General features: G+C 73.9%; 11 protein-coding genes. 5 read left to right on the forward strand and 6 right to left on the reverse strand.

All coding sequences use genetic code 11. The annotated features are described in order from the left end of the window. Positions 1 to 164: 164 nt before the first annotated feature. Entirely contained in the window at positions 165 to 1,145 is a 981-nt protein-coding gene (speB, locus tag AF335_RS03775) for an agmatinase (protein ID WP_102916770.1), read from the reverse strand. A gap of 180 nt (positions 1,146 to 1,325) precedes the next feature. On the opposite strand from speB, the gene AF335_RS03780 reads away from it, so the two are divergent. Further along, positions 1,326 to 2,120 carry a phosphatase gene (locus tag AF335_RS03780; protein WP_102916771.1) on the forward strand — a complete coding sequence of 265 codons (795 nt, stop codon included), beginning with the start codon at positions 1,326 to 1,328 and terminating at the stop codon, positions 2,118 to 2,120. Between the two features lie 31 nt (positions 2,121 to 2,151). Here the strand turns inward: AF335_RS03780 and AF335_RS03785 are convergent, their stop codons facing one another. From AF335_RS03785 to AF335_RS03800, 4 genes are all read right to left on the reverse strand, one after another. Next, entirely contained in the window at positions 2,152 to 2,388 is a 237-nt protein-coding gene (locus AF335_RS03785) for a hypothetical protein (RefSeq protein ID WP_146045418.1), read from the reverse strand. Between the two features lie 87 nt (positions 2,389 to 2,475). Next, positions 2,476 to 3,363 (reverse strand): acyl-CoA thioesterase II, encoded by an 888-nt coding sequence (tesB, locus tag AF335_RS03790; protein ID WP_102916773.1) that lies wholly within the window; start codon positions 3,361 to 3,363, stop codon positions 2,476 to 2,478. Positions 3,364 to 3,373: 10 nt separating this feature from the next. After that, a complete protein-coding gene (locus tag AF335_RS03795) occupies positions 3,374 to 4,531 on the reverse strand; it encodes an acyl-CoA dehydrogenase family protein (protein ID WP_102916774.1) in 1,158 nt (385 codons plus the stop codon). Positions 4,532 to 4,639: 108 nt separating this feature from the next. Continuing rightward, positions 4,640 to 5,266, reverse strand: a complete 627-nt coding sequence (locus tag AF335_RS03800; RefSeq protein ID WP_244926896.1) for an SACE_7040 family transcriptional regulator — start codon at positions 5,264 to 5,266, stop codon at positions 4,640 to 4,642. Positions 5,267 to 5,354: 88 nt separating this feature from the next. Between AF335_RS03800 and AF335_RS03805 the strand changes: the two genes are divergently transcribed. Genes AF335_RS03805 through AF335_RS03820 form a run of 4 tightly spaced genes read left to right on the forward strand, consistent with a single transcriptional unit; the run spans position 5,355 to position 11,273 of the window. Further along, positions 5,355 to 6,986, forward strand: coding sequence for a carboxyl transferase domain-containing protein (locus AF335_RS03805; RefSeq protein ID WP_102916776.1), 1,632 nt, complete (start codon positions 5,355 to 5,357; stop codon positions 6,984 to 6,986). 13 nt (positions 6,987 to 6,999) lie between these two features. Further along, positions 7,000 to 9,168 (forward strand): ATP-binding protein, encoded by a 2,169-nt coding sequence (locus tag AF335_RS03810; protein WP_102916777.1) that lies wholly within the window; start codon positions 7,000 to 7,002, stop codon positions 9,166 to 9,168. Further along, positions 9,165 to 10,103, forward strand: coding sequence for a hydroxymethylglutaryl-CoA lyase (locus AF335_RS03815; protein ID WP_102916778.1), 939 nt, complete (start codon positions 9,165 to 9,167; stop codon positions 10,101 to 10,103). Before AF335_RS03810 ends, AF335_RS03815 begins: the two co-directional genes overlap by 4 nt. Before the next feature lie 9 nt (positions 10,104 to 10,112). Next, the gene (locus tag AF335_RS03820; RefSeq protein WP_102917031.1) at positions 10,113 to 11,273 is read left to right on the forward strand and encodes an acyl-CoA dehydrogenase family protein; all 1,161 of its coding nucleotides are present in this window, start codon (positions 10,113 to 10,115) and stop codon (positions 11,271 to 11,273) included. Between the two features lie 126 nt (positions 11,274 to 11,399). Here the strand turns inward: AF335_RS03820 and AF335_RS03825 are convergent, their stop codons facing one another. Further along, positions 11,400 to 13,022, reverse strand: coding sequence for a beta-N-acetylhexosaminidase (locus AF335_RS03825; RefSeq protein WP_102917032.1), 1,623 nt, complete (start codon positions 13,020 to 13,022; stop codon positions 11,400 to 11,402). Positions 13,023 to 13,032: the final 10 nt, after the last annotated feature.

Here is a 13,032-nt window from a genome sequence, read left to right on the forward strand (position 1 = left end):
GTGGGTGATCACCTCAGCCAACCGTCCGGACACACCGCGTATCCGGGTCCTTACGGGGCCTTGTCGCCGGACGGTCCGGGCCTTACGGGCCCTTGACGCGCGGGATCCCCGGGCGCCGGACGGCGGGGTGCCCCGTCCGTCCGGCGCCCGGGGGCCGGGGTGCCTCAGGCGCGCGAGGCCGCGATCTGCCGCGACATGATCGTCGTCAGCTCGTACGCCGCGTGCGACGCCGCCACCGAGGTGATCTCCGCGTGGTCGTAGGCCGGGGCGACCTCGACCAGGTCGGCGGAGACCAGGTTGCAGGAGGACAGACCGCGGATGATCTCCAGCAGCTCGCGGGAGGTCAGGCCGCCCGCCTCCGGCGTGCCGGTGCCGGGCGCGTGGGCCGGGTCCAGGACGTCGATGTCGATGGAGATGTACAGCGGGCGGTCGCCGACGCGCTGGCGCAGCTGGTCGGCGATCTCGTCGACGCCGCGCCGCATGACGTCGGCCGAGGTGACGATGCCGAAGCCCATCTTCTCGTCGTCGGTGAGGTCCTTCTTGCCGTACAGCGGGCCGCGCGTGCCGACGTGGGAGAGCGCCTCGGTGTCGAGGATGCCCTCCTCGACGGCCCGGCGGAACGGCGTGCCGTGGGTGTACTCGGCGCCGAAGTAGGTGTCCCAGGTGTCCAGGTGCGCGTCGAAGTGCAGCAGGGCGACGGGGCCGTGCTTCTTGGCGACCGAGCGCAGCAGCGGCAGGGCAATGGTGTGGTCGCCGCCGAGGGTCATCAGGCGGGCGCCGGTGCCGAGGAGGTCGTCGGCCGCGCCCTCGATCGTCTCGACGGCCTCGTCGATGTTGAACGGGTTCGCGGCGATGTCACCGGCGTCCGCGACCTGCGCGAGGGCGAAGGGCGAGGCGTCCTGGGCCGGGTTGTACGGGCGCAGCAGGCGCGACGCCTCGCGGATGGCGTTGCCGCCGAAGCGGGCGCCGGGGCGGTAGGAGACGCCGGTGTCGAACGGCACGCCGACGACGGCGACGTCGGTGGTGCCGACCTCGTCCAGGCGCGGGAGGCGGGCGAAGGTGGCGGGACCGGCGTAGCGCGGGATGCGGGAGGAGTCGACCGGGCCGCGCGGTTCGCGGGGGGCGGAGCCGTTCTGGGGGGTCATAGGGATACCTCTCGAAATCACGGACGCGTTACGGTCGTACCAACGCGGGCCCGGCCGTGCGGGACGTACCCGAGGGTAGGCAGGGCGGCGGATTCCGCACATATACGTTTCCGAAGAGTCCGGCCCCGCCATATGGACAGGACGTCCAGCGAAGCGCCGTCGGGGGAGACAATGAGCCGTATGCCGATACCGAGCCACGCGCCCAGCCGCGCCGAACTGATCGATCACCTCGTCCGGACCCGTATCGCGGGCGCCGTGGCGACCCCCCGGGAGAACAACCTCGATCATTACCGCCGGCTGGCGAACGGCGACCGCCGGTACTGGCTGGGCCTGGAGCTGGGCGACCGCTGGACGGACGAGCAGGACGTGCTGGCCGTGATGGCGGAGCGGTGCGGGGTGAGCGACGACCTCGACCACCGGGCCGGGCAGGACACCATCGACCCGGAGCTGACCGTCGACGCGCTGGACCGGATGGCGAACGTGCTGCGCAAGGCGGCGGAGGGCCGCCGCCGGGTGCTGTTCGCGACGGGCCACCCGGGCGCGCTGCTGGACGTGCACCGGATGACGGCCGGGGCGCTGCGCGCGGCCGGCTGCGAGGTCGTCCGGATCCCGGGCGGGCTGCTGGCGGACGACGGCTGCGTCGTGCAGTTCGCGGACGTCGCGGTCTACGAGGGCGGGGCGACGCTCTGGCACACCCACTCCCCGCACCCGATGACCGCGATCCTCGACGGCCTGCTGCGGGAGGGCCGCCCGCTGCCGGAGCTGGTCGTCGCCGACCACGGCTGGGCGGGCTGCGCGGCCCAGCGCGGGATCGACGCCGTCGGCTACGCGGACTCCAACGACCCGGCGCTGTTCCTCGCGGAGGCGGAGGGCACCCTCCAGGTGGCGGTGCCGATGGACGACCACGTCGTCGACCCCCGGTACTACGAGCCGATGACGGCGTACCTGCTGGACGCGGCGGGCCTCAGCGCGTAGCCGGGCCGGGCGGAGGGCCTCGCCCTCCGCCTCAGTCCAGCCGCCCGTTCCAGCCCCGCACCGCGCACCACGCGCCGGCCGAGAGCAGGGCGAACTCCCCGGCGCGCAGGGCGAGACCGCTCACCAGCCGGGCGGTGCCGACCATGTCGATGATCCGGCTGTGCAGGAGGAACCCCACCACGATCGCGACGGCGATCAGCAGGACGCCGCCGACGAGGAGGAGGGCCCGGAAGGCGCCCGCCATCGGTTTTCCGGTCGTGCTGCCCATCGTGCGCCCCTCTTCCCCCGCCGCCCCGTGCGACAACCCACCGATATTACCCGGCGGATGGCGGGCGCAGGGGCGCGCGACGGCCGGTCAGGAGCCCTCCCGGGGGCGCGGCACCCGCACCACGCCCTCCTGGATGACGGAGACGGCCAGCTGCCCGCTCTCGGTGAAGATCCGGCCCCTGGCCAGGCCCCGGCCGCCCTGCGCGGTGGGGCTCTCCTGGTCGTACAGCAGCCACTCGTCGGCGCGGAACGGCCGGTGGAACCACATCGCGTGGTCCAGGCTCGCGCCGACGACGTCGCCGACCGTCCAGCCGCCGCGCCCGTGGGCGAGCAGCACGGAGTCCAGGAGCGTCATGTCGGAGACGTAGGTGACCAGGCAGACGTGCAGCAGCGGGTCGTCCGCCAGTTTGCCGTTGGTCCGGAACCACACCTGCGACTTGGGCTCGCGGGGCTCCCCCACGCTGGCGAACGGGGGCTCGTCCGCGTACCGCAGGTCGACCGCGGCCCGCGCGTCCGCCAGCCGTTCCGCGACCTCGGGGTCGATGAAGCGGTGGGCGTGCCGGGGCAGCAGCTCGGCGGCGGTGGGCAGCGAGAGCGGGTCCGGTGCGGGCGGCATCGGCTCCTGGTGCTCCAGCCCCGCCTCGTACGCCTGGAAGGAGGCCGAGAGGTGGAAGATCGGCTGCCCGTGCTGGACGGCCACCACGCGGCGGGTGGTGAAGGAGCGCCCGTCGCGGATCCGGTCGACGGTGTAGACGATGGGCGCGCCGGGGTCGCCGGGGCGCAGGAAGTAGGCGTGCAGCGAGTGCGGCAGGCGCTCCGCGGGCACCGTGCGGCCGGCGGCGACCAGGGCCTGGGCGGCGACCTGGCCGCCGAAGACGCGCGGTACGACGGAGGGGCGGCTGGTGCCGCGGAAGATGTCCCGCTCGATCCGTTCGAGGTCGAGGAGGTCGAGCAGGTCCTGGAGGGATTCGTTCATCGCGGGCCGTCTACAGACCCATCGACTTGGCGATGATGGAGCGCATGACCTCGCTGGTGCCGCCGTAGATGCGGGTGACGCGGGTGTCCGCGTAGAGACGGGCTATGGGGTACTCCATCATATAACCGTAACCGCCGTGCAGCTGGAGGCACTTGTCGATGACGGCGGCGGCCCGCTCGGTGGTGAAGAGCTTGGCGGAGGCGGCGTCGGCGGCGGAGAGGCCGCCCGCGTCGTGCGCCTCCAGGGCGCGGTCGACGACCGCTTCCATCGCGTCGACCTCGGCCTTGCAGTCGGCGAGGACGAACTTGGTGTTCTGGAAGGCGGCGACGGACTGCCCGAAGACCGTGCGGCTTTGGACGTAGTCCTTGGTGAACGCGACGGCCGCGGCGGACTGGGCGTACGCGCCGACGGCGATGGAGAGGCGCTCCTGCGGGAGGTTCTGTCCGAGGTAGCCGAACGCCTCGCCCTCCTCGCCGAGGAGGTCCGCGACCGGCACCTTGACGTCGGTGAAGGAGAGTTCGGCGGTGTCCGAGGAGTGCAGGCCGAGCTTCTCCAGCTTGCGGCCGACGGCGTAGCCCTCGGAGGTGGTGTCGACGACGAGGATGGAGATGCCGGAGCGGCGGTCCTCGGGGGTGGGCGGGGCGGTGCGGGCGCAGACCAGGACGCGGTCGGCGAGGACGCCGCCGGTGATGAAGGTCTTGGCGCCGTTGAGGACGTAGTGGGTGCCGTCCGCGGAGAGCTTGGCGGTGGTCCTCATGCCGGCCAGGTCGGAGCCGGTGCCGGGCTCGGTCATGGCGATGGCGGTCATCATGTCGCCGGAGACGAAGGCGGGCAGCCAGCGGCGCTTCTGCTCCTCGGTGGCGTAGGCCAGGAGGTAGGGCAGGCAGAGGGCGGTGTGCACGCTGCTGCCGCCGAAGCTGACGCCGGCGCGGGCGCACTCCTCGCTGATCACGGCCTGGAACTTGAAGCTCGTCTCGCCGGCGCCGCCGTACTCCTCGGGCACCCCGATGCCGAAGACGCCCAGCTCGCCGAGCTTCTTGTAGAAGTCGCGGGGCGCGGCACCGGCCTCGCGCCACTCGTCGTAAACGGGCACGACCTCCGCGGCGATGAAGTCGCGGATCGTCTCCCGGAACGCCTCGTGATCCTCGTTGTACACGGTCCGACGCATCGTGCCCCCTGTCCGCCAGGCCCGCCCGGGCGTGGCTAAGCGCTCGCTCAGGCGGCAAGTTACCCGGCGGTCACCTCGGCTGTCCAGGGTTCACCGACCGCCGGGGGCTCACCCCTCCGCGCCCCCGGAGAGGCTCGCGAGCGCGCCCAGCGCCAGCCTGCGCAGCAGGGCGGCGGTGGCGTCGCGGCCGGGCAGGGCGCCCGGGCGGCCGAGGTGCGGGGTGGAGTTGAGCAGGCCGAAGACGGCGTGGACGGCGGCGCGGACCTCCGCCTCACCGGCGGCGGGGTGCAGGGCGCGGACGACCTCGACCCACAGCTCGACGTACTGGCGCTGGAGGGAGCGCACCTGCTTGCGGTCGCTGTCCCTGAGCTGGCCCAGCTCACGGTCGTGGAGGGTGATCAGGGCGCGGTCGTCGAGGGCGAAGTCGATATGGCCGTCGACGAGCGAGTCCAGCACGGCCGCCGGGCCGCCGCCCTCGCCGGTGGCCGCCGCCACCCGCTCCCGGCCGCCCGCGAGGAGCCGCTCGCTGATGCCCACCAGGAGCTCGGAGAGCATCGCGTCCTTGCCGGCGAAGTGGCGGTAGAGACCGGGGCCGCTGATGCCGACCGCCGCCCCTATCTCGTCCACGCCCACGCCGTGGAAACCGCGCTCCGCGAAGAGGCGCGCGGCCTCCTGGAGGATCCGCTCCCGGCGGGTGGGGGCGGCGGTCGGGGTGCGGGTCACTACGTCATTCACGGAAGTGATTCTAGACAGCGGCGTTAGTGCTCGTTAACCTGAGGGAAATGTGTTAACGCTCATTAACCGAGCAAGGGAGCTCGAGCACATGCAGCAGGCACCGGTGCTGGGGAGCACCGCCGATCCGGCGTCCGACGCCTGGCGGGCCAATGAGACGGCCCACCGCGAGCTGTCCGCGGAGCTGCGGGAGCGGCTCGCCGCGGCCCGGCTGGGCGGGGGCGAGCGGGCGCGGGCGAAGCACACCGCGCGCGGCAAACTGCTGCCGCGCGAGAGGGTGGACGCCCTGCTGGACCCGGGCTCGCCGTTCCTGGAGCTGGCCCCGCTGGCGGCCGAGGGGATGTACGGCGGCGCCGCGCCCGCCGCCGGGGTGATCGCCGGGATCGGGCGGGTGTCGGGCCGCGAGACGGTGATCGTCGCCAATGACGCCACGGTCAAGGGCGGCACGTATTACCCGATGACGGTCAAGAAGCACCTGCGCGCCCAGGAGGTGGCCCTGGAGAACCGGCTGCCGTGCCTGTACCTGGTCGACTCCGGCGGCGCCTTCCTGCCGATGCAGGACGAGGTCTTCCCCGACCGCGAGCACTTCGGCCGGATCTTCTACAACCAGGCCCGGATGTCCGGCGCGGGCATCCCGCAGATCGCCGCGGTGCTCGGCTCCTGCACCGCCGGCGGCGCCTACGTCCCCGCGATGAGCGACGAGGCCGTGATCGTGCGGAACCAGGGCACGATCTTCCTGGGCGGCCCGCCGCTGGTGAAGGCCGCCACGGGCGAGGTCGTCACGGCGGAGGAGCTGGGCGGCGGCGAGGTCCACTCCAAGGTCTCCGGCGTCACCGACCACCTCGCCGAGGACGACGCGCACGCCCTGCGGATCGTCCGCACCATCGTCTCGACGCTCCCCGGCCGCGCCGCCCCGCCCTGGCCGGTGGAGCCGGTGGAGGAGCCCGCCGTCGACCCCGCGGGGCTCTACGGCGCGGTGCCCGTCGACCCCCGGACGCCGTACGACGCGCGGGAGGTCATCGCGCGGCTGGTGGACGGCTCGCGGTTCGCCGAGTTCAAGTCCGAGTTCGGGCAGACGCTGGTGACGGGCTTCGCCCGGATCCACGGCCACCCGGTCGGCATCGTCGCCAACAACGGCATCCTCTTCGCCGAGTCCGCCCAGAAGGGCGCCCACTTCATCGAGCTGTGCGACCAGCGCGGCATCCCCCTGCTCTTCCTGCAGAACATCTCCGGCTTCATGGTCGGCCGGCAGTACGAGGCGGGCGGCATCGCCAAGCACGGCGCCAAGATGGTGACGGCGGTGGCCTGCACCCGCGTCCCCAAGCTCACGGTCGTCGTCGGCGGCTCCTACGGCGCGGGCAACTACTCGATGTGCGGGCGCGCCTATTCGCCGCGCTTCCTGTGGATGTGGCCCAACGCCAAGATCTCGGTGATGGGCGGCGAGCAGGCCGCCTCGGTGCTCGCGACCGTCAAGCGCGACCAGCTGGAGGCGCGCGGCGAGAAGTGGGCCGCCGAGGAGGAGGACGCCTTCCGCGCCCCGATCCGGGAGCAGTACGACACCCAGGGCAACGCCTATTACGCCACCGCCCGGCTGTGGGACGACGGGGTCATCGACCCGCTGGAGACCCGCACCGTGCTCGGTCTCGCCCTTACGGCGTGCGCGAACGCGCCGCTGCCCGCCAAGGACCCCACGGCGCCCGGCTACGGCGTCTTCCGGATGTAGGGGGAAGCACACAGTGTTCGACACCGTCCTGGTCGCCAACCGCGGCGAGATCGCGGTCCGGGTGATCCGTACGCTCCGGAAGCTCGGCATCCGTTCGGTCGCCGTCTTCAGCGACGCCGACGCGGACGCCCGGCACGTCCGGGAGGCCGACACGGCCGTCCGGATCGGCCCGGCGGCCGCCGCCGAGAGCTATCTCTCGGTAAAGCGCCTCCTCGACGCCGCCGCCCGCACGGGTGCGCAAGCCGTGCATCCCGGCTACGGCTTCCTTGCCGAGAACGCCGCCTTCGCCCGCGCCTGCGAGGCCGCCGGTCTCGTCTTCATCGGCCCGCCCGCCGGGGCGATCGAGCTGATGGGCGACAAGATCCGCGCCAAGGAGACGGTGCGCGCGGCGGGCGTGCCCGTCGTGCCGGGCTCCTCCGGCAGCGGGCTGACGGACGCCCAGCTCACCGCCGCCGCCCGGGAGATCGGCATGCCCGTGCTGCTCAAGCCCTCGGCGGGCGGCGGCGGCAAGGGCATGCGGCTCGTCCGGGACGAGGCCCTGCTGGGCGAGGAGATCGCCGCCGCCCGGCGGGAGGCGCGCGGCTCCTTCGGCGACGACACCCTGCTCGTGGAGCGCTGGGTCGACCGGCCGCGGCACATCGAGATCCAGGTGCTGGCCGACGGCCACGGCGGCGTCCTCCACCTCGGCGAGCGCGAGTGCTCGCTCCAGCGCCGCCACCAGAAGATCGTCGAGGAGGCGCCCAGCGTCTTCCTGGACGAGGCCACCCGCGCCGCGATGGGCGAGGCCGCCGCGCAGGCGGCGCGCTCCTGCGGCTACACGGGCGCGGGCACGGTGGAGTTCATCGTCCCCGGCGAGGACCCCTCCGCCTACTACTTCATGGAGATGAACACCCGCCTCCAGGTGGAGCACCCGGTCACCGAGCTCGTCACCGGACTGGACCTGGTCGAGTGGCAGCTGCGGGTCGCCGCCGGCGAGCGCCTGGGCCTCGCCCAGGCGGACGTCACCCTCACCGGGCACGCCGTCGAGGCCCGCGTCTGCGCGGAGACGGCCCGGGTGACCGGCGAGCGGGTCGACTTCCTGCCGTCGGCGGGCGCGGTGCGGCTGCTGCGCGAGCCCGCGGGCGAGGGCGTCCGGGTCGACTCGGGCCTCTCCGAGGGCACCGAGGTCGGCACGGCCTACGACCCGATGCTCGCCAAGGTCATCGCCTACGGCCCCGACCGCCCCACCGCGCTGCGCAGGCTGCGGGCCGCGCTGGCCGGGACGGTGGTCCTGGGCGTCGACACCAACGTGGGCTTCCTGCGGCGGCTGCTGGCGCACCCGGACGTCGTCTCGGGCGCCCTGGACACCGGGCTCGTCGACCGCGACGCGGCGTCGCTGGTGCGGACGTCCGTCCCGGCCGAGGTGTACGCGGCGGCGGGCCTGCTCCGCCAGGCGGCGCTGGCCCCGGCGGACTCCCCCGCCGGTGCCCCCGCGGCCTGGGTGGACCCCTTCTCCGTCCCGACGGGCTGGCGCCTGGGCGGCGAGCCGGCGTGGACCCCGCACCATATGCGCGCGCCGGGCCTGGACCCGGTGACGGTGCGGGTGCGCGGCACGGGCGCGCGCACGGAGCTCGCGCTGCCGGCGGCGCCGGAAGGCGCCGGGCCGGTCGCGGGCACGTCCGCCGGGCCGGGTACGGGCGGAGGCCCCGGCCGGAACCCCTCCGCGGGGACCGGCACCACTCCGTCCGCCGGGCCCGGCCCGGTATCTCCCGCCCCGGGGCCCGGGGAAGGCTCCGTCCCCGCGCGGATCGTCCAGCTCACACCCACCACCCTCACCATCGAGCTGGACGGCCTCACCCACACCTTCAGCCACGCCCGGGGACCGGCCGGCACCTGGCTCGGCCGTGACGGCGACGCCTGGCACCTCCAGGACCACGACCCCGTCGAGGCCCTCGGCGGGGCCGGCGCCGCGCACGCCGGGGCGCTCACCGCCCCCATGCCGGGCACCGTCACCGTGGTCAAGGCGGCCGTCGGCGACACGGTGACCGCGGGCCAGAGCCTCCTCGTCGTGGAGGCGATGAAGATGGAGCACGTCATCTCCGCGCCGCACGACGGCACCGTCACCGAGCTGGACGTCACCGCCGGCACCACGGTCGCGATGGACCAGGTCCTGGCCGTCGTCACCCCGCAGGAGGAGTCATGATCGACGGACTGCCGATGCCCGTACCGGAACCCGGCCTCCCGGACCGCGTCCGGATCCACGAGGTGGGACCGCGCGACGGGCTGCAGAACGAGAAGACGGTCGTGCCGGTCGAGGTGAAGGCGGAGTTCATCCGCCGCCTCGCCGCCGCCGGCCTCGGCACCGTGGAGGCGACGAGCTTCGTCCACCCCAAGTGGGTGCCGCAGCTCGCCGACGCCGAGCAGTTGTTCCCGATGCTCGACGGCGTCGGCGCCCGGCTCCCGGTCCTGGTGCCCAACGAGCGCGGCCTGGACCGCGCGCTGGCCCTGGGCGCCCGGGAGGTCGCCGTCTTCGGCAGCGCGACGGAGTCCTTCGCCAAGGCCAACCTCAACCGCACCGTCGACGAGTCGCTGGAGATGTTCGCCCCGGTCGTGGCCAGGGCCCGGGAGGCCGGCGCCGGGGTGCGCGGCTATCTCTCGATGTGCTTCGGCGACCCCTGGGAGGGCGCCGTCCCCGTCGAGCGGGTCGTGCGGGTCGCCCGCCGCCTGCTGGACCTCGGCTGCGACGAGCTGAGCCTCGGCGACACCATCGGCGTCGCCACCCCCGGCCACGTCGGCGCCCTGCTGACCGCGCTCGACGCGGCGGGCGTGCCCGCCGGCCGGCTGGCCGTGCACTTCCACGACACCTACGGCCAGGCCCTGGCCAACACCCTTGCCGCGCTCCGGCACGGCGTGACCACCGTCGACGCCTCCGCGGGCGGCCTCGGCGGCTGCCCGTACGCGAAGAGCGCCACGGGCAACCTCGCCACCGAGGACCTGGTGTGGATGCTCGACGGCCTCGGCATCGACACCGGCGTCGACCTCCGTCTGCTCACCGCCACCAGCGTGTGGATGGCCGACCGGCTCGGCCGCCCCAGCCCGTCCCGCACCGTGCGTGCCCTCGCCCCCCAGGAGAACTGAGCCATGTCGCTGGACCACCGACTGACCCCCGAGCACGAGGAGCTCCGCCGCACGGTGGAGGAGTTCGCCCACGACGTGGTCGCACCGAAGATCGGCGAGTTCTACGAGCGCCACGAGTTCCCGTACGAGATCGTCCGGGAGATGGGCCGGATGGGCCTCTTCGGGCTGCCCTTCCCCGAGGAGTACGGCGGGATGGGCGGCGACTACCTCGCCCTCGGCCTCGCCCTGGAGGAGCTCGCCCGGGTGGACTCCTCCGTGGCGATCACCCTGGAGGCGGGGGTGTCCCTCGGCGCGATGCCCGTCTTCCGCTTCGGCACGGAGGAGCAGAAGCGGGAGTGGCTGCCCCGGCTGTGCTCCGGCGAGATGCTGGGCGCCTTCGGCCTGACCGAGCCGGAGTGCGGCTCGGACGCGGGCGGCACCCGCACCACCGCCCGGCTGGACGAGGCCACGGGCGAATGGGTGATCAACGGCACCAAGTGCTTCATCACCAACTCCGGCACCGACATCACGGGCCTGGTCACGGTCACCGCCGTCACCGGCCGGGGCGCGGACGGCAAGCCGCTGATCTCCACGATCATCGTGCCCTCCGGCACGCCCGGCTTCACCGTCGCGGCCCCCTACTCCAAGGTCGGCTGGAACGCCTCGGACACCCGCGAGCTGAGCTTCGCGGACGTCCGGGTCCCGGCCGCCAACCTGCTGGGCGAGCAGGGCCGCGGCTACGCCCAGTTCCTGCGGATCCTGGACGAGGGCCGGATCGCGATCTCGGCCCTGGCGACCGGCCTCGCGCAGGGCTGCCTCGACGAGTCGGTGGCGTACGCGAAGACCCGCGAGGCGTTCGGCCGGCCGATCGGCGGCAACCAGGCGATCCAGTTCAAGCTGGCCGACATGGAGATGAAGGCCCACACCGCCCGCGTCTCCTGGCGCGACGCCGCGTCCCGGCTGGTGCACGGCGAGCCCTTCAAGAAGCAGGCGGCGATCGCCAAGCTCTACTCCTCCACGGTCGCGGTCGACAACGCCCGCGAGGCCACCCAGATCCACGGCGGCTACGGCTTTATGAACGAGTACCCGGTGGCCCGGATGTGGCGCGACTCCAAGATCCTGGAAATCGGCGAGGGCACGAGCGAGGTCCAGCGCATGCTGATCGCCCGCGAACTGGGCTTCGCGGGCTAGCCCCACCCGGTCCTCAAGCGCGCCGGACGGGCTGATTTCAGCCCGTCCGGCGCTTGAGGACATCGTGCACGCCAGCCCGTCCGGCGCTTGAGGACATTCGGGAAGGGGCGGGTAGGGGAAAAACCCTCACCCCACCCACGGCACCTGCGGCGACCGGTAATACGCGATCCCCATCGCCCCCCACCGCGCCCCTTGAGCCGCGAGCCGCACCCGATACCCGTCCCACCCATGCGTGGACCGCGGCGACCACCCCAGCTCCGCGATCCCCGGCAGCCGGGGAAAGGTCAGGTACTCACGCTGCGCGCGGGTCGAGACCGTCTCCGTCCACAGCGGCGCCTCCACCCCCGCGACGGCGCTCTCCGGGACGCCCGGCAGATAGCTCCCGGGGTCCCAGTCGTAGGACCGCCGCACCTCGACCAGGCCGGCCCAGTCCAGGCCCAGCGGGGTGTCCTTGGTGTACTTCATGTCGAGGTAGGCCCGGTCCGCGGGCGAGAGGACCAGCCCGGCGCCCGCCCGCGCCGCGGCCACGACCTGCGCGCGCTCGGCGGCGCCGGTCCGGTCGTAGCCCCAGTACTGGAGGAGCGCGCCCGGCGCGGGGCGGGCCCCGGCCAGCTGGTGCCAGCCGATCACCCGCTTGCCGTGCCGGGCGACGGCCCGCTGGGCCTTCTCCATGAAGGCGGCGTAGTCGGCGTGGGCCGTGGAGTGGGCCTCGTCGCCGCCGATGTGCAGGGCGGGCCCGGGGGTCAGCTCCGCCAGTTCGCCGAGGACGTCGTCGACGAACTCGTCCGTGTCCGGCTTGCCCACGCACAGCGAGCTGAAGCCGACGGCGGTGCCCGTGTAGCGGGGCGGGGCGACGCCGTCGCAGTTCAGCCGGGCGTACGAGGCGAGCGCCGCGTTTGTGTGGCCGGGCATGTCGATCTCGGGCACGACCGTCACATAGCGGCTCGCGGCGTACCGGACGATCTCGCGGTAGTCGTCCTTGCCGTAGGAGCCGCCGGGCCCGCCGCCGACCTCGGTGCCACCGCCGTACGCGGCCAGCCGGGGCCAGGAGTCGACGGCGAGGCGCCAGCCCTGGTCGTCGGAGAGGTGCAGGTGCAGCCTGTTCATCTTGTACAGGGCGAGCTGGTCGACGGTGCGCTTCACCTCGTCGACCGGGAAGAAGTGCCGGGCGACGTCGAGCATGGCGCCCCGGTGGGCGTAGCGCGGGGCGTCGGTGAGGGTGCCGCCGGCGACGGTCCAGGGGCCGGGCTGCCGGTGGTCGCGCTCCACGCGCGGGGGCAGCAGCTGGCGCAGGGTCTGTACGGCGTGGAAGAGCCCGGCGGGCTCCCGGGCGCTGAGGGTCACGGAGCGGCGGGTCACCGTGAGGCGGTAGCCCTCGGCGCCGAGGGCCGCGTCCGGGTCGCCGAGGAGCAGCCGGATGCCGTCGTCGCCCCGGCCGGCGGCCGTGGTGACCGGCAGGGGGTGTCCGGTGGAGGGGCGCAGCAGCGCCGCGAGCCCATCGGCGATCCGGCGTGCCTCGGGTGAGTCGTGGGGCGCCTGGATACGGGTGCGCGCGGTGATCTCGTAGGGGTCGCCGCCGGGGCGTACGGAGGCGGGCGCCGGGATGACGTGGGTGAGCGGGACGGGTGCCGCCGGGCGGGGGCCGTCGTCGGCCGCGCGGGCCTGCGCGGCGCCGGCGAGGGCGGCGGCGACCAGCAGCAGGGCGGACAGCAGACGGGGCGGGCGGGCCGGGGAGGGGCGTCGTCTCACGAGGGTCCCT

Origin of the sequence: Streptomyces eurocidicus (assembly GCF_002891295.1) — a bacterium.
Taxonomy (GTDB): Bacteria; Actinomycetota; Actinomycetes; order Streptomycetales; family Streptomycetaceae; genus Streptomyces; species Streptomyces eurocidicus.